This window comes from Marinomonas aquimarina, from assembly GCF_900089755.1.
In the GTDB taxonomy this organism is placed as follows: Bacteria; Pseudomonadota; Gammaproteobacteria; order Pseudomonadales; family Marinomonadaceae; genus Marinomonas; species Marinomonas aquimarina.
Genome location: NZ_FLOC01000001.1, coordinates 18,926 through 39,226, shown reverse-complemented (window position 1 = coordinate 39,226; position 20,301 = coordinate 18,926). Strand labels below are relative to the sequence as shown.

Genomic DNA, 20,301 nt, shown 5'->3' with positions numbered 1-20,301 from the left:
ACATTAAAAAGGCCGCTATGCGGCCTTTTTTTGTTTTTGTACTTGTCCAAGTTCAGCGATCTAAACGAGCTAAGTACTCAGAGAAGCCGCGTGAGTGCGAGCCTCTTAGTCGCTTTGACAGGATTTGTGCGTAGGGCAAAAAGGCCATTAGCTCCTCTTTACTCATGGGGCTATCGTAAGGGATGTCCACCGTCTCGGGGTTCTTGTAAGCGCCGTTAATGCGAAACTCATAATGCAGGTGAGGTCCAGTGGCCCAGCCGGTTTGTCCAACATAGGCGATGGTTTCCCCTTGGGATACGTTGCGGCCTGCGATCAGGTTGTCCGTAAAGCCGTTAAGGTGGGCGTAAAGCGTGGTGTAGCCTTGGCCATGATCGATGATCACCGTATTGCCATAGCCTTTCATTTCGCCAACGAAAGAAACCTTACCGTCCCCAGCACTTTGGACAGGTGTATTGGTCGGCGCGGCGTAATCGACACCTTGGTGCGGGCGTGTGGTTTTAAAGATCGGATGCAATCGGTTCGGGTTAAACTGCGACGAGACCCGAGTGAAATCGACGGGGGAACGAATAAAAGCACGGCGCAGTGATAAACCATCGCGGGTAAAGTAGTCGGTGCGCTCTCCAGCTTGGTAGCGGATGGCTTCAAACACACGGCCATTGTTGACGAATTGCGCCGCGATGATGTTGCCCGTAGCGACTTTTTCACCATCAATGTATTTCTCTTCGAATAACAAAGCAAAGCGGTCGCCTTTACGTACATCTAGGGCAAAGTCGATATCCCAACGAAAAATGTCCGTTACCTGTGCCAGCAACTTATCGCTTAGGCCAGCATTCACTCCGTCGACAAATAATGAATTTTGAATGACAACTTCTTTATAAGCCAACAGGGTTTCCATGGGCGTAATCTGGAGTTGGTAGCGAAAGCCTTGATCCGTTTGGGTGAACACATGGGACTGTTCGCGAGTTTCCGATAGCGTTAGGCGTTGCAGATCGTTGGCTGGCGTCAGAATTTCTGCAGTCAGTCGTTGCCCGGGTTTTAGGCTGCTCAGTACCTGTTCCTCATCCACCTGTAGTAACTCGGCAATCTGGCGATTGTTCACCCCTAAGCGATTTAAGGTACGCGACAGAGAATCCCCTGCCTGTAACAGAGCCGTAGTGGATTGCAGTGTTTGCGGCTGATTTCTTTCTTGTAAATGCTCAGGGGATGGCACATCGGCTTTGTCGGCAATGGGGCCAGCAGATTGGCGCGTAGGGCTGCTCTGCGCGACTGGGGCGTTGCTCTGCCATGAGGTTGGCCAAAGCAGGAGACCAGCGCCAACGACTAATAATGTGAATGAAGCCCCAAGCAGGCTTTTAGAAAGCAACGATTTGTCCAATATACAGGTCCAATTTTCAACAGAAAGCCGTGTAATCCTATCAACTAAGTGGCTATAATTGAACGCCAATTTATTTTCACTCAATTAGGATTTGGATCGTAAAAATGACACAACAAAACATCGACCTATTAGCTGACTTACAGGCTCGTGGGCTTATCGCTCAAATGACAGCAGAAGAGGAGCTTCGCGCTCACTTGTCATCCGGTCGTCGTACTTTGTATTGTGGCTTCGATCCAACCGCCGACAGCTTACACCTTGGTCACCTTGTACCACTATTGGTGCTAAAGCGTTGCCAAGACGCAGGCCATAACCCAATTGCCCTAGTGGGTGGTGCAACGGGCATGATCGGTGACCCAAGCTTTAAAGCCGCGGAGCGTTCACTGAACACTTCTGATGTGGTGGCTGGCTGGGCCGACAAAATCAAAGGCCAAGTAAGCCAGTTCGTAGCATTCGAAGGGGTTGATAACCCTGCGCGTGTGGTCAACAACCTAGACTGGACCGGCAACATGAACGTGATCGATTTCCTACGTGAAATCGGTAAGCACTTCTCTGTTAATGCCATGATCAACAAAGAGTCGGTACAGCAGCGTTTGAACCGTGAAGGCGCAGGTATCTCTTTCACTGAGTTCTCTTACGCCTTGCTACAAGGTATGGACTTCGCTGAGCTGAACCGTCAGTACGACTGTACGCTGCAAGTGGGCGGTAGTGACCAATGGGGCAACATTGTTGGTGGTATCGACCTTTCTCGTCGTCAAAACCAAGCACAGGTATTCGGTCTAACGGTACCGCTAGTAACGAAGTCGGACGGTACGAAATTTGGTAAGACAGAATCCGGTGCGGTATGGCTTGATCCTAAAAAGACCAGTCAGTACTCGTTCTACCAGTTCTGGTTGGGTACCGCGGATGCGGACGTGTACAAGTTCCTTAAGTACTTTACTTTCTTGTCTGTGGAAGAAATCGAAGCGATTGAAAAAGCCGACCAAGAAAACGGTGGTAAGCCACAAGCACAAGCGATCCTTGCCCGTGAAGCAACGCGTCTAGTGCACAGTGAAGAAGGTCTAGCGGCAGCTGAACGTATCACTCAAGCATTATTCAGTGGCGAAACTGACCAGCTAAGCGAGCAAGACTTAGAGCAAATCCAACTAGACGGCCTGCCAAGCAGTTCTCTAGCAGGTATTGATCTGGCAGAAACACCACTGACTTCTTTACTAGCAGATGCAGGTCTTGCGGCCAGCGGTAAGCAAGTAAAAGACGCGCTACAGCGTAACTCTGTATTCGTAAACGGTGTTGCCAAAGGCATGGAAGATAACATGGCTGCGGCGGATATCTTCACAGCGGAGAACGGCTACTACGGTAAATACTTCCTAGTGAAACTGGGTAAGAAAAAACACCACTTGTTTGCACTGTAAGCCATCCGGTTTATTCTTCTAAAGGCGCTTCGGCGCCTTTTCTGTTTTCTAAAATGGCAAATATTTCAGAGAATCGTGCATGATTGGCATTGATTGGCAACGACTAGAAAGCTTGCTCGGTGAGCAGGGGAAAGTGTGGCTAGCGCTCAGTGGCGGCATGGATTCTATCGTGCTGCTGCATTTGCTCAGATATCAGGCACCAGCGTCAATTTATCAACGGCTGGCAGCACTGCATGTCCATCATGGGTTAAGCGTTAATGCAGATCAGTGGCTGAGGCATTGCCAAGCGGTTTGCCAAGAATGGGATGTGCCGTTTTATTGTGAACGGGTACAGATTGATCAAACGGCTTCCATTGAGGACCAGGCACGGCAAAAACGCTATCAAGTGTTTGCGTCTTATCTTGCAGCTGGGGATGTTTTGCTGCAAGGGCATCATGCGAATGATCAAGCAGAGACCTTGTTGTTTCGCTTAGAACGTGGCTGTGGTTGGCGCGGTATACAGGGGATTCCTGAAGCTCGAGCATTGGGCCTAGCCAATATTTATCGACCGTTGCTTAAAACCTCACGAGCTGAGATTGAGGCCTATGCGCAGCGGCATCAACTGAACTGGCTAGAAGATGAGTCCAATCAAGATGTGCATTTTCGACGTAACTTTTTACGCCATCAAGTGATCGCTCCTTGGCAGAAAAATACGGCTAATATCGCTAAGCAAATTGCCCAAAGTGCAGAGCGCATCCAGGCGGAAAGTCGTGTCTTGGGGCGGTTAGTAGAAGAGGCGCTGGCGAGCTATATTCATGCAGATGGTGGTCTATTGTTAAGCGGGCTACCTGAGTCCGAACGGGGCTTTTGGTTGTCGGCTTTTCTAAATCAGCAAGGGATTTCATTGACTCAGCAGCAGCAAACGGCGCTGGTTGAGATGTTCTTTAGTGCACAAGATAAGCAGCCAGAATACCGCAGCCAAGGCTATCGTTTGGTGCGCTTTAAAGAGGTGCTGTATCGCTTGCCCCAGGTGCCACCCGTGATGGAACAGTGCGTGTCTGCTGGTGTTTGGCTAGAGCGGGCGTTTGATCGTATTTGGTGTGACCAAGAGGTGGTTGTGAAGTCTCGCCCAGAAAATACGCAACTGCGCTTGAGTAACGGGAAGCATCGCTGGTTGAAAAAATGGCTGCAAGGTCAGCAAGTGCCTAGTTGGTGGCGTGAGCAATTGCCGTATTTGTATGCAGAGGGGGAGTTGGTGGCGATTGGCGACCTTTGGCAACACCCAGATTGGCCTGGTCAAATCAGATGGCAACGTAACACCCAGTTACCTTGGCCCAGTAGCCAAACCGTCAAATAAAAATGCCCAGCGCCAGCTGGGCATGTGTATCCTACTCAGTGCTTAGAATGAACGGCTGTACTGCAGTCCCAGTAACAGTGCATCCGCATGGGTTGTGCCGCTGATACTGGAAGCGCTGTTGCTCTCCATCACCGCCACGTCTTCCCCAATTAAGTAGGTGGCACCAAAATCGATGCTGCTCTGGTCATCAGGTTTATAGGTCACCCCTGCCGACAACCATTGACGGTCGGAATCCGGAACCGAGATGGAGCGTCGTTGTGCTTGAGCACTGGTGTCGTACAGGTAGCCAGCGCGCAGCTCCCATTGATTGTCCATATAGTAGGTGCCGCCGATAGAGTAGTGCCAGGCATCTTGCCAGTTATAAGTGTTGATGGTGCCGGCATTGTTGGCGCTGAGTGTTTTGAACTCAGACCAGCGAATAAACTGAATGCTGTAATGTAAGGCATATTCTGGTGCCAAGCGATGATAGCCCGAAAACTCTGCAATGTCCGGTAAGGGCATGATCACTGTGTCTGACTGTTTTGTGGCGGTGGCCCCAAAGCGATAGACTTCACCGTCGGCATCAATGTCTGGGCTAAAGTGATAATCTAGACCAAAGCGATGCTGCTGATCCAGTTCAAACAATAGCCCTAAATTGTAACCAAAGCCCCAGCCATCGGCTTCGATTTCGAGTACATTGTCAATGCCATACACGCCAGCAATGGCCGGATTCGCAGGACGGGTAAAGGTGCCTTCGCCATAGACGGCATCAATACCAGCGCCCAATGTTAACTGCTCACTGACTTTATAGGAGCCTACCACGCCAAAATTAGCGCTGGTGACATCGGTTTTACCACCATATTCGTAGCCCGCATAACCGTTATCAAACTTTGTTTTAGTGCCGAAGTTTGAGTAAGCGTTCACCCCCCAAGCAAATTTATCGTTAACGGGGTGAATGTAATAAAAGCTTGGTACGACGGAGGTGTCGCCAATATTGTCAGTGTTTGCTGAGGCACTGCTGGCGCTCAGATTATTAACATAGGTGGCGTCTTTCACTTCTATGTCGGTAGTGATGGTTTCTACGCCAACCGATAGGGCTGGGCGATCGAACAGTGACATGCCGGCAGGGTTACGGGCAATGATCGAAGCGTTGTCGCCAATGGCGGCATCCCCCGCAAAGGCACGTCCTAGCCCTGTGGCAGACTGTGCATTGAGCTGGAAGCCAGCGGCATGAAGTTGAATAGCAGATAAGGCGATGGTTGAGGCAATGAGGGTTCTCTTGTATAGAAAAGACACGATCATAAATTGCTGTTCCTTCTTGTTATAATTGGGTGGATAGGCCTTGGCATGCAGTGCCACAGAATGAATGTTACTAGACCATAGTCCGATCCCAAATGAGATTCCATGTAATATTGTCGCGATTTCGCTGGCAAAAACGCTCACCCAACACGAATGATATGGTCAGCAAAGACTCGGCTTTGATCGGCAATTTGGGCGTTCAGCGCATCATTTTGTGCAATGCGTTGCCGTGCCTCGGTTTCGCTTATCCCCCATGCTTGCTGGTGGCGTTTTGCTAATTGTAGCATGGCCGTGTCAATGTCTAGGTCGATATACCAGCTCTCATCGATCCATGCTTGTGCCTTTTCAAAGCCATGCTTCTGATGCAGTACATATAGCCCCTCAACAATTAAAACCTTGGTATCGCTGGTAATGCGAATATCATTTTCAATAGGGTCCCCATGGCTATGATCAAAGCTTGGCCAATACAGCGTTTGCTGTGGCTGTTGTTTGAACTGGGCTAGGCGCAGACAGAATTGTGCGCTGTCGAAGGTCCAGGGAGCACCACGGCGAGCAAACGCCGCTTCAGGGTCGGCAAAGCGTTTTAACTGAGCTTTACTATAATGAAAGCCGTCTAGGCTTACACTGATCACCTGCTCGCAATGCTGTTGCTTAAGGCGTTGGCTGATGTAATCTGCCATAGTCGATTTGCCGGAGCCTGGAAGACCTGCAATAGCAATGATTAAACGGTCGCTGTGTTGCTCAATGAGTTGCTCTACCTTCTTCAGCAGTGTCTGATAAGAAGGAGATTGGTCGAGTTGATTCAGTAATTTTTCTGGGATCATCTTAAAAGTCCACATCCGGCCAGCGAATTGTTGCGTATTAACAATGGGCTAATGATAGGAGGTTAGCGAAATGACTTTGTCCGAGCTAGCAAAAATATCGACCATTGAGAAAGTCTGTATTCATTCTCTTGAGTCAAATCTATACCAGTTATCGATCATATCTAATGGCGAGGAACACTACATTACCGATCAAAAGGGTAAGTTCGTTACCAGTCACAATAAGCTCGATTTGCAGCACATGTTCGATGATAAACACGTCGATGAAATGGTGTTATGTCATCAAAGTGCTTACGACGAAATGGTGGGGCAACCGATCGGGGAAACCAATGTCTTGGAAGTACCGTTAGGAGAGCCCTTTAATTAGTCGCTAAACGAGGGGGTGAATGCCTTCCACCAGCAAGGGGCTTTATATTAAGCTCGATGGTAAAGATTTAGGGAAGGAGATCGTGTGAAGGCTGTTACCTTGGATTTGATAGTAAATCGCATCATTCAAGAAACCGATGATGTGATTCGTTTAGAGTTGGTCAAGGAGGATGGTTCTCCTTTACCAATTTATCAGGCGGGGGCGCACATTGAGTTGCAGCTACCTAGTGGTAAGTTACGCCATTACTCATTGTGCCGACTGGCAAAGAGTTTGAGATTGCGGTCCTGCTCGAAAGGGAGTCACGCGGAGGGTCGACTGAATTGCATGGTCTTAAGGTAGGTGACCGGCTGCAGTCCAAGCTTCCTCAGAACCATTTTTTATTAAAAAATCCCCGTGCCTCAGCCCTATTGATGGCGGCAGGGATTGGCGTCACGCCGTTGATTCCGATGGCGCAAATGCTGGCCAAAAGCGGCGCGGATTTCGAGTTACATTATTCGGCCAAAAATCCCTCACAGGCACCCTTCTATAACACGTTAAAACAGGCGCCATTTGCCGATAAGGTAACCTTTCATTTTAGTCAAGAGCAGGGCACCCGCGCAGACATCAAAGCCATACTGGAGTCATTACCGGATAAACGTGAACTGTATGTCTGTGGCCCCAGCGATTACATCAACCATGTACTCGACACAGCCCGCAGCCTAGGTTGGCCTGAGGTCAAACTGCATCGTGAGTTCTTTGCTGCGCCGCGCTCACCGGAAATGGACAGTGCGCCGCGCGAAGCTTTTCAAGTGAAATTGGCCAGCACCGGTGAGGTGTTTGACGTGCCAGCGGGACTCAGCATTACCGAAGCGTTAGAGATGAACGGCATCGATATTCCGATTTCATGTGAGGAAGGCTGGTGTGGCACCTGTTTAACACGGCTGTTGGAAGGGGTGCCAGATCATCGCGACACCTTTTTGTCCAATGATGAACGCGCGGCCAACAATTTGATCATGCCCTGTTGCTCCCGTGCCCGCAGTGAATGCTTGGTGTTGGATATTTAAACGGCTCATTTATCGGGCTATTTCGCGCCGTTCACAGTCCTTGCTTGCAAAAGGCACAAATCTTGTCCCCTTTTACGTTGAGTGAAGGGGGGTCTGATGCTATTATTTGCTCCCGTCCTAAGGTGCTTTTTTAAGTGCCTTTTCTCATTTCGATCATACACATTTAAGGCGGGCTTAACACTCATGGCGACACGATATATTTTCGTCACAGGCGGCGTGGTTTCATCACTTGGTAAAGGATTGGCATCAGCTTCATTAGCGGCGATCCTAGAATCCCGTGGTCTGAAAGTCACCATGCTTAAACTGGATCCATACATCAACGTTGACCCAGGCACAATGAGCCCATTCCAGCACGGTGAAGTTTTCGTAACTGAAGACGGTGCTGAGACTGACCTAGACTTAGGTCACTACGAGCGTTTCATCGATACTAAGATGAATAAGCTTAACAACTTCACTTCTGGCCGCGTTTATCAGCACGTGCTACAAAAAGAGCGTCGTGGTGACTACCTAGGTGGTACGGTTCAGGTGATCCCGCACATCACTGATGAAATCAAACGCCGTGTCTTGAAAGGCGCAGAAGGTGCAGACGTAGCCCTTGTTGAAATCGGTGGTACGGTAGGTGATATCGAATCACAACCATTCCTAGAAGCGGTACGTCAGCTGAAAGTTGAACTGGGCTCACACCGCGCCTTGTTTATGCACCTAACGCTTGTGCCTTACATCCGTACTGCGGGTGAAACCAAAACCAAACCGACGCAACACTCTGTGAAAGAGCTGCGTTCAATCGGTATCCAACCTGACATCCTAGTATGTCGTTCTGAAGTGTCTATCGAAGCACCTGAGCGTAAGAAAATTGCCCTATTCACGAACGTGGACGAGCGCGCGGTTATTTCTCTTCCGGATGCAGACACTATCTACAAAATCCCACAAATGTTGGCAGACCAAGGTCTAGACAGCCTGATCGTGCAGCGCTTCAACCTAGACTGCAACATTGCTGACTTGGAAATCTGGAACAAGGTAGCGCAAGCGAAACTGAACCCAGAGAAGCAAGTAAACATCGCCATGGTAGGTAAATACATGGAGTTGTTGGACGCCTACAAGTCTTTGATTGAAGCAATGGATCATGCCGGCATTCACGCACGTACCAAAGTGAAATTGCACTACATTGACTCTGAAAAAGTCGAAGAAGAAGGCACTGAAGTGCTAGAAGGTATGGATGCAATCCTAGTACCTGGCGGCTTTGGTGAGCGTGGAGTAGAAGGTAAGATCCGTACGGCGCAATTTGCCCGTGAAAACAAAATCCCTTACTTGGGTATCTGTCTAGGTATGCAGGTAGCGGTTATCGAATTTGCTCGTAACGTAGCAAATCTAACCGGTGCGCACAGCACTGAGTTTAACTTAAAAACAGAGAACCCTGTGGTTGGCCTAATTACTGAATGGGTTAACACTGAAGGTTCCAAAGAGATTCGGTCAGAGGAATCCGATCTAGGTGGTACGATGCGCCTAGGCGCGCAAAACTGTAACTTGATCGCTGGTACAAAAGCACACGCTGCGTACGGCGAAGATGTGATCAGTGAGCGTCACCGTCATCGTTACGAAGTAAACAACTACTACGTGCCAGCGCTAAAAGAAGCCGGTCTAACCATTTCTGGTTTGTCAGCGGATAACTCACTAGTAGAAATGGTGGAAATTGCCGACCATCCTTGGTTCGTTGCGTGTCAGTTCCACCCAGAATTTACTTCGACGCCTCGATATGGTCACGGCCTGTTCAGCGCGTTTGTACACGCTGCGCTGAAATATGCAGGAAAAGAAAAATAGATTTAACAAACAGATGTTTGTGAATTTTTCATCTACGAAAAGGGGTTTGTTATGAGTCAAATCGTTGATATCAAAGCCAGAGAAGTTCTGGATTCACGTGGTAACCCAACTGTGGAAGCTGACGTAATCCTAGCGGATGGCTCGTTTGGATCAGCGTGTGCACCTTCTGGTGCCTCTACCGGTTCTCGTGAAGCTTTAGAACTACGTGATGGTGACAAGAGTCGTTACCTAGGCAAAGGTGTATTAAAAGCCGTTGCAGCGGTAAACGGTCCAATCCGTGAAGCGCTACTAGGCAAAGATGCAACAGCGCAAGCTGAGCTAGATAAGATCATGATCGATCTTGATGGCACAGAGAACAAATCTCAATTTGGTGCGAACGCGATCCTAGCGGTTTCTTTGGCAGCAGCGAAAGCGGCGGCAGTATCTAAGAAAGTTCCTCTGTACGCACACATTGCCGACATCAATGGCACATCTGGCGAGTACTCTATGCCAGTGCCAATGATGAACATCATCAACGGTGGTGAGCACGCGGATAACAACGTTGATATCCAAGAGTTCATGATTCAGCCAGTTGGCGCGCCTAACTTCCGTGAAGCGCTACGTTACGGTGCTGAAATCTTCCACGCTCTTAAGAAAGTACTCAGTGCACGTGGTTTGAACACTGCGGTAGGTGACGAAGGTGGTTTCGCACCGAACCTAGCATCAAACGCTGAAGCACTAGCGGTAATCAAAGAAGCGGTTGCTGCTGCAGGCTACGAGCTAGGTAAAGACATCACCCTAGCGATGGACTGTGCATCGTCTGAGTTCTACGAAGACGGCAAGTACAACATGAAAGGCGAAGGCAAAGTATTCACGTCAGAAGAATTCTCTGACTACCTTGCTGAGCTTTGCAACGAGTACCCAATCGTTTCGATCGAAGACGGTCAAGACGAGTCTGACTGGGACGGTTTTGCATACCAAACTAAGATCCTTGGCGACAAGATCCAGCTTGTAGGTGACGACCTGTTCGTAACCAACACTAAGATCCTTAAGCGTGGTATCGATGAAGGCATTGCTAACTCTATCCTGATCAAATTCAACCAAATCGGTTCTCTAACTGAAACGCTTGAAGCGATCAAGATGGCTAAAGCGGCGGGTTACACTGCAGTCATCTCGCACCGTTCAGGTGAAACAGAAGATGCGACGATTGCTGACCTTGCAGTGGGTACAGCAGCGGGCCAAATCAAGACTGGCTCTCTATGTCGTTCTGACCGCGTGTCTAAGTACAACCAGTTGCTACGTATCGAAGAGCAATTGGGCGGCAAAGCACCCTACAAAGGTCGCTCTGAGATCAAAGGCCAAGCATAATTTTCGGCCTCTTTATCAAAGGGAGAACATTCGTTCTCCCTTTTCTATTTTTTTTTCCGTCATTTCGCGAAATAATGGACGTTCATTTGTCCAGAGTCTGAATCGTCCAACATGATGTTGCGTATTTTCCTAGCCGTCTTCGTGAGCGTGTCTGCCTATTTCTTTTACCAAACCTATTGGGGAGAACAGGGGGTTAAGCGTGAAGAAGAGCTTGCCAAGCAGATTGAATACCAAGAGCAAATCAATAAGCGCCTCAAAGTGCGTAATGATGCCCTGCGCGCGCAAATCAGTGACCTGCGTCGTGGTGAAGATGCCATCGAAGAACACGTTCGGACCGAACTCCAATACATTAAAGACGGCGAAGTCTTTTATCGAATAGTAGAAAAGTAATGACACAGTTTTGGGTGATTATTCCAGCCGCTGGCGTTGGCAAACGCATGGCCAGTGCACAGCCTAAGCAATACCTAATGCTTGATGGCAAAACCATTCTTGATAGCACCATTGAGAAATTTATCGAGCACCCGCAAATCGCTGGGATTGCTGTGGGGGTAAGTCCGGAAGACGAATATTGGCAACACTCAGAGTGGGCTGGTAATACGAAAGTAGTGCGTTTTGATGGTGGCGATGAGCGCTCGGAGACCGTGCTGAACGGCCTACAGGTATTGATGGCGATTGGTGTGGCGGATGAAGATTCAGTCTTGGTACACGATGCGGCACGACCATTGGTATCCGTCGAGGCGTTAACTCGCATTATGGCGCACACGGGAGACCAAGGCGCTTTGCTGGCCATACCTTGTAAAGACACACTGAAACTGGCAGAACAGCAACGTTCAACCGCTACCGTGGATCGCAGTGTTATCTGGCAGGCACAAACGCCACAGAAATTCCCCTTGATGGCGCTCTACCAAGGCATCGCGAGTGCGCTGGAAGAAGGCATTGCCATTACCGATGAAAGCTCAGCGATGGAATTGATCGGCTGGCAGCCAGATTTGATTGAAGGTGAGCCAAGCAATCTTAAAATTACCGTGCCGCAAGATCTGGTCATTGCGCAGGCGCTTTTAAGTCTTCAGCAAACAGTTAATTCATAGGAGAGCTTCATGTTTCCATTTCGAGTCGGTCATGGCTTTGATGTCCATAAGTTTGGTGAAGGGGATCACATCGTTATAGGGGGGGTGACCATTCCCTATGAACAAGGCCTAGTGGCGCATTCTGACGGTGATGTTGCCCTGCATGCGTTAACGGATGCTTTACTGGGAGCGGCAGCGTTAGGTGATATTGGTAAGCACTTTCCCGATACGGATGCGGAGTTTGCTGGGGCAGACAGCCGTGGTTTATTACGTCAAGCCTTTGCGGAAGTGAAAAAACTCGGTTGGCTTGTTGGTAATGTGGATGTGACCATTATTGCTCAAGCGCCGAAAATGCGACCACATATCGATGCCATGCGCGCTAACATCGCCGCTGATCTAGAGATCGAAGTGGACGCCACCAATGTCAAAGCCACCACCACCGAGAAGCTGGGCTTTACCGGCCGTAAAGAAGGCATCGCCGTTGAAGCGGTGGCACTACTGTATCGAGATAATGCATGAATACCCAGTGGCAATACGCTTGGACGGCACCCCAGGCGAGTGCGGATTTGAAGACCTTTACCAGTGACTTTCTGGTAGAAGAAGTACTTGGTTATGAGCCGGAGGGTAGGGGCGAGTTTGTCTATCTTTGGGTAGAAAAGCAGGGGGTAAACACCGATTACCTGGCCAAGCGTTTAGCGCAAGCGGCGGATATTTCGCCCAGTCGAGTGACCTACGCTGGCGTCAAAGACCGCCATGCCTGTACCCGTCAATGGTTTTGCCTGCATATCATTGGCCAAGCACCGGATCTGGCGCAGATTGAACAGGTGTTTCGTGAGCCGGAAGTGGTTCGAGTATTGCGCCAAACGCGCCATTCGAAAAAACTGCGTACCGGTGGTCTGCAAGGAAACCGCTTTGTTTTACGGCTGCGCAACCTGCAAGGTGAGCGAGACGAAATCGAGCAGCGTTTAAGCCTGATCGAGCGCTTTGGTGTGCCGAATTATTACGGCGAACAGCGTTTTGGCATTCAAGGCAATAACCTTGTCAATGGCTACAAGTTTGTTATGCCTGGGCGCAAGGGCACTCACAAGTTAAATAAAACTCAGTCGTTTTGGCTGTCGGCGATTCGCTCATGGTTTTTCAATGAGGCACTATCGCAATTTGTCGAGCAGGGCAGTTGGGATACCCTAAGTGTGGGTGACATTGCGCAACCACGAAATGGCGCTCAGTCCTTTCGTATTAAAGAACATTCTTTAGCGAATCTTGTGCGCCATCGCAATGGTGATATTTCTCCGGTCCTGCCTCTCATTAGCGACGGCTGGCCGATGGGCACGAACCTTGAGCGGGCCCAAGCCATGCAGCTGCTGTATGCGGATCAGGCAGATCTGCTGGATGGACTGATTAGCTTCGGCTTTGCTCGGGATAGTCGAGCCACCCGTATTGTGCCTGAAAACATGGCGTGGGAATTGCTATCCAATGGGGACAGTGCGGATCAGTTGGTGTTGCAGTTTGAGTTACCTAAAGGTGCCTTTGCCACCAGTGTCCTGCGTGAGCTTTTCAATATTAATGACCGATCACAAGAAAAACACAATGAGATTACTTCTATCGAATGATGATGGTTTGGATGCATTAGGCATACAAACCTTGGTGCAACAGTTACAGCAAACCTTTGATTGTACGCTGGTGGCACCGGACCGTGATCGCAGTGGCGCCAGTAATTCTCTGACGTTGACGCGCCCGCTGCGTCCGACGTTAGTACGTGAACAACAGTACAAAGTCGATGGCACGCCAACCGATTGTGTCAACCTTGCTTTATCTGAAGTCATCGATGGTAAGTTTGATGCGGTGATTTCTGGGATTAATCATGGTCCTAACTTGGGCGATGATGTGCTCTATTCCGGTACCGTGGCGGCGGCGATGGAAGCCCGTCATTTAGGGCGGCCAGCCCTTGCCGTTTCTTTGGTTGGCAAGCGCCACTTTGAGACCGCTGCGCAGGTCATCGCTCAGCTGTTGTGCGACTCGCACACACTGGCTTTACCACCCAAAGTGCTACTGAATATCAACGTGCCGGATGTCCCCTACGGTGAGCTGAAGGGCATCAAGGTGACCCGATTAGGCTATCGCCATCAGGCGCACCCTGCGATTCCTGCGAACCACCCTAAGGGCATTGACTGTTACTGGATTGGTGCTTTAGCGGAGCCGAATGATGCGGCGGAGGATACCGATTTTCACGCCGTGGCCAATGGTTATGTGTCGATTACGCCAATTCATACCGACATGACCTGCCATTCGGCGTTACATCAACTTAATCAATGGGTGAACGATCTAGCACCATGAGCATTGTATTGGATGACCTTGTAAAACGCTCATCACCTCGTTCTAGCCAGATGTTAGAGCATTTGGTCAGTGAAGGGGTTAGCCATAAAGAGTTATTGCAGCTCATGGCCTGTTTGCCACGCCATGAGTTTGTCGAACCGGCTTTTTCGCACCTTGCCTACAGTCCCACGCCGCTGCCGATAGGGCGCAATCAAACCATTAGTCAGCCTTTGACAGTGGCCAAGATGACCTCTTGGTTGTTGCAGTATGCCCGTTTAGGAAGAGTGCTGGAAATAGGCACAGGCTCGGGTTATCAAACCTGCTTGCTGGCGCACTTTTTTAATAAGGTGCACACCATTGAACGCCAGCAGAGCTTGTATGTCCAAGCACAGCAGCGTCTGCGGGAAATGCAGGTTAATAATGTCGAATTTCTCCATGGCGATGGCCATTTAGGCTGGCCGCAGAAAGTACAAATGGACGCCATTATCGTGACGGCAATGGCCAGTAAGGTACCGTCTGCTTTGACGGACATGCTAAAAGAAGACGGTATTCTCATTATGCCGATTGCCGACGAGGTCCCAAGCATTGGTTGTTGGCGTCGTGTGGGCGATAAATGGAAACGCTTGGAGTCTTCTCCGGCGCAGTTTGTGCCGTTACTAGAAGGAAAAGTTGATGCCTAAATGGCTGAAAATTTATTTGAGTGGCGTACTAATGGGCGCTGCAGATGTGGTGCCAGGGGTCTCTGGTGGCACCATGGCATTTATCGTCGGCATCTATGACCGTTTGATTCATGCCTTGAGTGGCGTGAATGGCACCAGTTTGAAGATGCTTTGCAAAGGAGATGTAAAAGGTCTCTGGCAGCATTTTGATGGCGCCTTTCTTTTGACATTATTACTCGGCATTGCCACCAGTATTTTTGGTATCGCGAGCATTGTGACCACTTTATTGCTGGAATACCCAGTTTGGCTGTGGAGTTTCTTTTTTGGTTTGATTTTGTCCTCCGCCTATATTCTGATTCATGAAATGAAACGCTTTAAATGGCAGCATGGCGTGGTGATGTTGCTCGGCATTGCTGTTGGTGCGGTGCTGTCGATGCTGGTGCCGACACAAGTGGATACCGGCCTTGGGATGGTGTTTGTCTCCGGTATGATCGCCATCTGCGCGATGATTCTTCCGGGGATTTCAGGCAGTTTCATTTTGCTAATGATGGGCATGTATGGCTTTATTATTACAGCGGTGAAAGATTTAAATGGTGTGGTCATGGCGATCTTCGCTTTGGGGGCATTGCTTGGGCTGTTGAGCTTTTCTAAGCTGTTAAACTGGCTATTACAGCATGCCAAATCAATCACGCTTGCCTTGCTAACAGGGGTTATGTTGGGAGCCTTAGTCAAAGTCTGGCCCTGGAAACAGGCCATTTCTTATATCGAAATTGGCCACAAGCGCGTGCCAAGCGAAGAGCAATTATTGCTACCTTGGCAAATGCTGAATTACGATTTGGTGGATGGGCTGTTGATTCCTTGCGCTTTAATTTTTTTAGGAGCGGCACTGGTTTACAGTGCTCATTACATCTCCTTACAAAAAGCATACGCTCGAATGATTGAGTAATAGAAATGTAAATGGGGCGCCGCTGGATGTTGAATGTAGGTCAGTTGAGAACATTTACCAACATAATGGCATCACTGACAAGGAATATCAGTGGTGCTCTGCTGTTATGTCTATTTGTCACTGGCTGTGCGCATGACAGTTTTCATTACTCAGATGTCGGTAGTTATAGCAGTAGTCCTAAAACAAGGTCGATTCCCAGCTCTGGGCTTCATCGAGTGAAATCTGGTGACACTTTGTTTTCTATAGCTTTTTCATATGGACTCGATTATCGCAAGGTGGCGGGCATCAATGGTATTGATGCGCCGTACACCATCTATCCTAATCAAAAAATTCGTTTAACTGGTACGCCAAAGCGAACCGCAAAAACAACGACAAGCGTTGCTCCAAAACGACCTGCTGCAGCAGTAACAAAAAGCGCCACAGCAAAAGTGAACTCTTCCTCGAAGTCTGTGTCGACTGTAAAAATACCTGATAGAAAAGTGTCTTCTTGGCATTGGCCTGTGATAGGTTCTGTTACAAAGGGCTTTTCAAATGCCGGCGTTAGTAGTAAAGGTATAGATATACGAGGAAAGGATGCCGAACATGTTAAGGCGGCTGCGGATGGTGTGGTTGTGTATGCCGGTAATGGTTTGATTGGTTACGGCAATTTAGTCATAGTGAAACATAACGACGTATATCTTAGTGCTTATGCTTACAATGAGCGTATCTTAGTCAAGGAAAAACAAAGTGTTCGGGCGGGTGACTCGTTAGCCATCATCGGCGGTAAAGGTACAGAGCGACCCTTGCTGCACTTTGAGGTCAGGCGTGATGGTCAGCCAATTGATCCGCTAAAAGTGCTACCCAAAAAATAATAATCATAATTTGGGAATTGAGGAGGGCTATATGAAATCGGTAGAAATAAATAAGTCTGGACAAGAGATTGTTCAAAATACTGATGATTTTGATTTCGATGATATAGAGGAAATGACGGAGGGTGAGACTTCAAATGAAGATTTTGAGTCCGCAGTCAATGCTCGCTATGCGGATAGTGATGCAAAATCCCTTGATGTGACTCAGCTGTACCTAAGTGAGATTGGTTATTCTCCATTGCTGACCGCAGAAGAAGAGGTTTACTTTGCGCGCTTGGCTTTAAAAGGTGATGAGGCCGCTCGTAAACGCATGATAGAGAGTAACTTACGTTTGGTCGTTAAAATCTCTCGCCGCTATCTCAACCGCGGATTAACCCTGTTAGACCTGATCGAAGAAGGTAATCTAGGCCTGATTCGTGCAGTGGAAAAATTCGACCCCGAAAGAGGCTTTCGCTTCTCTACTTACGCGACTTGGTGGATTCGTCAGACCATTGAACGGGCCATTATGAATCAAACGCGTACCATCCGCTTACCGATTCATGTGGTGAAAGAGCTCAATGTGTATTTACGAGCGGCCCGTGAATTGACGCAAAAATTGGATCATGAACCAAGCCCTGAAGAAATCGCTCAGATGCTGGATCGTCCGGTGGAAGATGTACAGCGTATGCTGAGCCTAAACGAGCGTGTCAGTTCGATCGATTCTCCGGTAGGGGGATTGGACAATGACAAGAGCTTAGTGGAGGTGCTGGCGGATACGCAACATGCCGGTCCAGAGAGTGAGCGTCAAGAAGGGGATGTGCACCACAATATCGAGCAGTTGCTAGATGAGCTGAACGATAAGCAACGTGAGGTGATTGCGCGTCGCTTTGGTTTACGCGGCTATGAACCCAGTACCCTAGAAGATGTCGGGTTTGAGATTGGCTTGACTCGCGAACGTGTGCGTCAAATCCAAGTGGAAGCTTTACGTAAGCTGCGAGTACTGCTGCAGAATCGAGGCTTATCACTGGCGGATGTGGTCGATTTAGATCACTGAGTGATATCCACATAAATGAAAAAGCCCTAGCAATGCTAGGGCTTTTTTGTTGTCTGTCTCATACTTGTGCAGTGTTCTAGGCTTCGGAATCTGCGGCTTGTTCTATGTTTAACTCGTCCATGTGCTCTTGGATTCGTGCTCGGTATTTGTCCGACAGTCCCTTAACGGCGTAAGCCAGTACTTCACCTTGTTCAAGTTCAATGATCTCAGGCAGGCTGAGAATAATGCGGTTTTGAATCTCAGGGACCGTAATCACGTCTTCCGTTAACACCAGCTGGTTATGGGACTCTGACATGGCTAACGCGTCAGCGGCTTCGATTAAGCCGGTAATGCCCTCGGCATCAATATGATTTGCCTCATACATTTTTGCTAGGGATTCATCGCCCTTATGTAGGCCCATATGATAAGCGATCGCGGGTACATCTTCGTATAAATGGGTGTCCATTAGCTGTTTCAACAGTTCTTGAATGAGCTGGGCGCAGCTGGCCGCGTTCATATACAGGTTGTCGTCACAGTTCTTAGCTTGGAACAGCATTAACACGCAGTCTTTATCATATTGATGCACTTGGCCGTTGTAATATTCACTGGCCAAGAAAATCGTGCGGTAGATGGGTGTTAATAAGTTGGCCACCTGCAGTGGTGGCAGTTCGTCACGCCATGCATTCAGGTGTTTAAGTTGGATAAACAAAGCACAAGATTCGCGCTCAGTATCCTGAATGATTTGCTCAAAGTTGATTTCAAACTGACCTTCTTCGTCCACAGGTGGGGCATCGCTTTCAATCGCTTCAACAGCTCGAGGAAGCGGCGCGGTCAATTCAAGTGTTTGTAATGTGCGGACATGGCCAATCAGTTCGTTGGCTTCTAGGTAGCCTTGCTCCGGCAAAGGCGCGTTGTTGGTGCCATTGGTATAGGCTTCCAGTGCATCCGTGGCGCGAGCGATAGGCTGGTACAGGCGCTTCACCGTCAACAATAAGACTAAGCTGGTGACGGCGGCCAAGAAAATGCCTAAACCGACCACTAGATTACTGATGTGGCTAAGAGTCGATTGTACGGAAGTTCTATCTAAAGTAATGAGTACATGCCCGACCACATCATCCCGAAAGCGGATTGGCGAGCTAAAAATACGGTGGGTATCGCTGGGGCGTACTTCGGTATCTGTAGCTGTTTGGGTGCCGTTGCGGTTGGCCTCAGCAAGCAATTCGTCTTTGCGGTTATAGACTCGGGCGCTCAAAATGTTATCACTGACGACAAGGCGATTAAGCAAGACATTCAGGCTTAACAAATCATTGGTAAGAATCGACTGGGTCGCATTGAATGCCGCTTGTGTGGCAAGGCTACTGCCTAAAACGTCGGTTTGCTGATTGAGATGTTTATTAACCGCTGAGTTAACAGAGAACCACACAACGGCCAGCGTGATAAAAATCAGGGCTAAATAGGTGCCCATCAGGATGCTCGCTGCCGAGCATTTTCTGAGTAGCTGGTAGTAACCGGATGAGAGTTTTTTTAAGGTGTCCATCGACGTCCTGGTGTGTTCTGTATTTTGGTATCTCGTTGATATACCGGAATTAGTACAAGTTCTAATCTGTTGTCGGTTCGAATGCTTATTTCTTTAGAGGGTTGTAGTGGTTAGCGTCAGCATGGGGATTTGGTATAGTAAATGTTCCCATTATCAGGAGTTTGTATGACAGCTTCGATCACCCTTATTGGCGAGCATCTCGCCCAATATGAGCCAAGCTTTCAGGCTTGGCTAACAACACAACAATTAGAGACTTCCCGAAAAATTCTCACGAATCCGCAAGATGCCTTTTCCGTTCTGCGCTATGACCTTAGCACTCCGCTTGCAGATGGTAAATATGAAGCACTGCGGGCAGAGTTATTAGCGCTTGCAGATCAGACCAGTATTGATCATGTTCTGCAGTGTGCCACCCCAGAGATTCGACAAGTCGGCCTGGCGGTATTCGACATGGATTCTACCTTAATCAAGGCGGAAGTGATGGATGAATTGGCCGTCGAAATGGGCATTGGTGAACAAATTGCTGCGGTGACGACGAGTGCCATGCGCGGCGAAATTGACTTTGTCGAAAGCTTTACACAACGTTTATCTTTGTTGGATGGATTAAGCAGTGGTGTTATGGATACGGTCTACCAGCGCATTGAGCATATGGATGGTATTTCCAAGCTGATGAAGGTGTTGCATCATTTTGGTTGGAAAACGGCGATTCTATCGGGCGGCTTTACCTATTTTGCAGACCGTGTACAAAGCGACCACGGTATGACCGAAGTGCATGCCAATGTGTTAGAGATCTTTGACGACAAGTTAACTGGTAACTATGTCGGCCCCATCGTTGACGCTAAACGTAAGCAAGTGCTGCTAGCCGAGTTGGCACAAAAGTACGCTGTTCCAAGCAGTCAAACCATTGCCTGTGGTGACGGTGCCAACGACCTGCTGATGCTGAAGGATGCGGCCCTAGGCGTAGCGCTGCATGCCAAGCCTATTGTGCGTCAGCAAGCTCCGTGTCCGATGAGTCAATTAGGTTTGGATGGAGTCCTGTACCTGCTCGGTATGAGTAGTGATGAGATTGCTGAGATCGTTAACGCTTAAAACAAAAAAAAGGCCTAGCATTGGGTGATGACTAGGCCT

At 48.8% G+C, this 20,301-nt stretch carries 20 protein-coding genes; 16 read left to right on the top strand and 4 right to left on the bottom strand.

What is annotated here, in order from left to right:
• Window positions 1–52: 52 nt before the first annotated feature.
• Window positions 53–1,375 (bottom strand): peptidoglycan DD-metalloendopeptidase family protein, encoded by a 1,323-nt coding sequence (locus MAQ5080_RS00195; RefSeq protein ID WP_067212602.1) that lies wholly within the window; start codon window positions 1,373–1,375, stop codon window positions 53–55.
• A 104-nt stretch (window positions 1,376–1,479) separates the two neighbouring features.
• On the opposite strand from MAQ5080_RS00195, the gene tyrS reads away from it, so the two are divergent.
• Window positions 1,480–2,784: a tyrosine--tRNA ligase gene (gene tyrS / locus MAQ5080_RS00190; protein ID WP_067212605.1), complete on the top strand. Its 1,305-nt coding sequence runs from the start codon at window positions 1,480–1,482 to the stop codon at window positions 2,782–2,784.
• A gap of 79 nt (window positions 2,785–2,863) precedes the next feature.
• On the top strand, window positions 2,864–4,120 hold the full coding sequence (tilS, locus tag MAQ5080_RS00185; RefSeq protein ID WP_067212608.1) for a tRNA lysidine(34) synthetase TilS: 1,257 nt from the start codon (window positions 2,864–2,866) through the stop codon (window positions 4,118–4,120).
• 42 nt (window positions 4,121–4,162) lie between these two features.
• Here the strand turns inward: tilS and MAQ5080_RS00180 are convergent, their stop codons facing one another.
• On the bottom strand, window positions 4,163–5,401 hold the full coding sequence (locus MAQ5080_RS00180) for an outer membrane protein transport protein (protein ID WP_067212611.1): 1,239 nt from the start codon (window positions 5,399–5,401) through the stop codon (window positions 4,163–4,165).
• A 137-nt stretch (window positions 5,402–5,538) separates the two neighbouring features.
• Window positions 5,539–6,222 carry a nucleoside/nucleotide kinase family protein gene (locus tag MAQ5080_RS00175; RefSeq protein ID WP_067212614.1) on the bottom strand — a complete coding sequence of 228 codons (684 nt, stop codon included), beginning with the start codon at window positions 6,220–6,222 and terminating at the stop codon, window positions 5,539–5,541.
• A 70-nt stretch (window positions 6,223–6,292) separates the two neighbouring features.
• Here MAQ5080_RS00175 and MAQ5080_RS00170 point away from each other — a divergent pair, with 70 nt between their 5' ends.
• From MAQ5080_RS00170 to rpoS, 13 genes are all read left to right on the top strand, one after another.
• Window positions 6,293–6,586 (top strand): DUF6482 family protein, encoded by a 294-nt coding sequence (locus MAQ5080_RS00170; protein ID WP_067212617.1) that lies wholly within the window; start codon window positions 6,293–6,295, stop codon window positions 6,584–6,586.
• A 251-nt stretch (window positions 6,587–6,837) separates the two neighbouring features.
• Entirely contained in the window at window positions 6,838–7,629 is a 792-nt protein-coding gene (locus MAQ5080_RS00165) for a PDR/VanB family oxidoreductase (RefSeq protein WP_231870859.1), read from the top strand.
• Between the two features lie 183 nt (window positions 7,630–7,812).
• Window positions 7,813–9,447 (top strand): CTP synthase, encoded by a 1,635-nt coding sequence (gene pyrG / locus MAQ5080_RS00160; RefSeq protein ID WP_067212621.1) that lies wholly within the window; start codon window positions 7,813–7,815, stop codon window positions 9,445–9,447.
• Between the two features lie 51 nt (window positions 9,448–9,498).
• Window positions 9,499–10,794: a phosphopyruvate hydratase gene (gene eno, locus MAQ5080_RS00155; protein WP_067212625.1), complete on the top strand. Its 1,296-nt coding sequence runs from the start codon at window positions 9,499–9,501 to the stop codon at window positions 10,792–10,794.
• Between the two features lie 111 nt (window positions 10,795–10,905).
• Window positions 10,906–11,184, top strand: a complete 279-nt coding sequence (locus MAQ5080_RS00150) for a septum formation initiator family protein (protein ID WP_231870860.1) — start codon at window positions 10,906–10,908, stop codon at window positions 11,182–11,184.
• Window positions 11,184–11,882, top strand: coding sequence for a 2-C-methyl-D-erythritol 4-phosphate cytidylyltransferase (gene ispD / locus MAQ5080_RS00145; RefSeq protein WP_067212629.1), 699 nt, complete (start codon window positions 11,184–11,186; stop codon window positions 11,880–11,882). The genes MAQ5080_RS00150 and ispD overlap by 1 nt, the downstream gene beginning before the upstream one ends.
• 9 nt (window positions 11,883–11,891) lie before the next feature.
• Complete coding sequence (ispF, locus tag MAQ5080_RS00140) at window positions 11,892–12,380, top strand: 2-C-methyl-D-erythritol 2,4-cyclodiphosphate synthase (protein WP_067212632.1); 489 nt, start codon at window positions 11,892–11,894, stop codon at window positions 12,378–12,380.
• A complete protein-coding gene (truD, locus tag MAQ5080_RS00135; RefSeq protein WP_067212635.1) occupies window positions 12,377–13,471 on the top strand; it encodes a tRNA pseudouridine(13) synthase TruD in 1,095 nt (364 codons plus the stop codon). The genes ispF and truD overlap by 4 nt, the downstream gene beginning before the upstream one ends.
• On the top strand, window positions 13,449–14,195 hold the full coding sequence (gene surE / locus MAQ5080_RS00130; protein ID WP_067212638.1) for a 5'/3'-nucleotidase SurE: 747 nt from the start codon (window positions 13,449–13,451) through the stop codon (window positions 14,193–14,195). Before truD ends, surE begins: the two co-directional genes overlap by 23 nt.
• Complete coding sequence (locus MAQ5080_RS00125; protein ID WP_067212642.1) at window positions 14,192–14,854, top strand: protein-L-isoaspartate(D-aspartate) O-methyltransferase; 663 nt, start codon at window positions 14,192–14,194, stop codon at window positions 14,852–14,854. The genes surE and MAQ5080_RS00125 overlap by 4 nt, the downstream gene beginning before the upstream one ends.
• Window positions 14,847–15,779: a DUF368 domain-containing protein gene (locus tag MAQ5080_RS00120; protein ID WP_067212646.1), complete on the top strand. Its 933-nt coding sequence runs from the start codon at window positions 14,847–14,849 to the stop codon at window positions 15,777–15,779. The genes MAQ5080_RS00125 and MAQ5080_RS00120 overlap by 8 nt, the downstream gene beginning before the upstream one ends.
• Before the next feature lie 215 nt (window positions 15,780–15,994).
• On the top strand, window positions 15,995–16,630 hold the full coding sequence (locus tag MAQ5080_RS00115; RefSeq protein WP_231915726.1) for a peptidoglycan DD-metalloendopeptidase family protein: 636 nt from the start codon (window positions 15,995–15,997) through the stop codon (window positions 16,628–16,630).
• Between the two features lie 31 nt (window positions 16,631–16,661).
• Window positions 16,662–17,660 (top strand): RNA polymerase sigma factor RpoS, encoded by a 999-nt coding sequence (gene rpoS / locus MAQ5080_RS00110; protein ID WP_067212649.1) that lies wholly within the window; start codon window positions 16,662–16,664, stop codon window positions 17,658–17,660.
• 76 nt (window positions 17,661–17,736) lie between these two features.
• Here the strand turns inward: rpoS and MAQ5080_RS00105 are convergent, their stop codons facing one another.
• Window positions 17,737–19,176 carry an AhpA/YtjB family protein gene (locus MAQ5080_RS00105; RefSeq protein ID WP_067212652.1) on the bottom strand — a complete coding sequence of 480 codons (1,440 nt, stop codon included), beginning with the start codon at window positions 19,174–19,176 and terminating at the stop codon, window positions 17,737–17,739.
• A gap of 165 nt (window positions 19,177–19,341) precedes the next feature.
• On the opposite strand from MAQ5080_RS00105, the gene serB reads away from it, so the two are divergent.
• Entirely contained in the window at window positions 19,342–20,262 is a 921-nt protein-coding gene (serB, locus tag MAQ5080_RS00100; protein WP_067212656.1) for a phosphoserine phosphatase SerB, read from the top strand.
• Window positions 20,263–20,301: the final 39 nt, after the last annotated feature.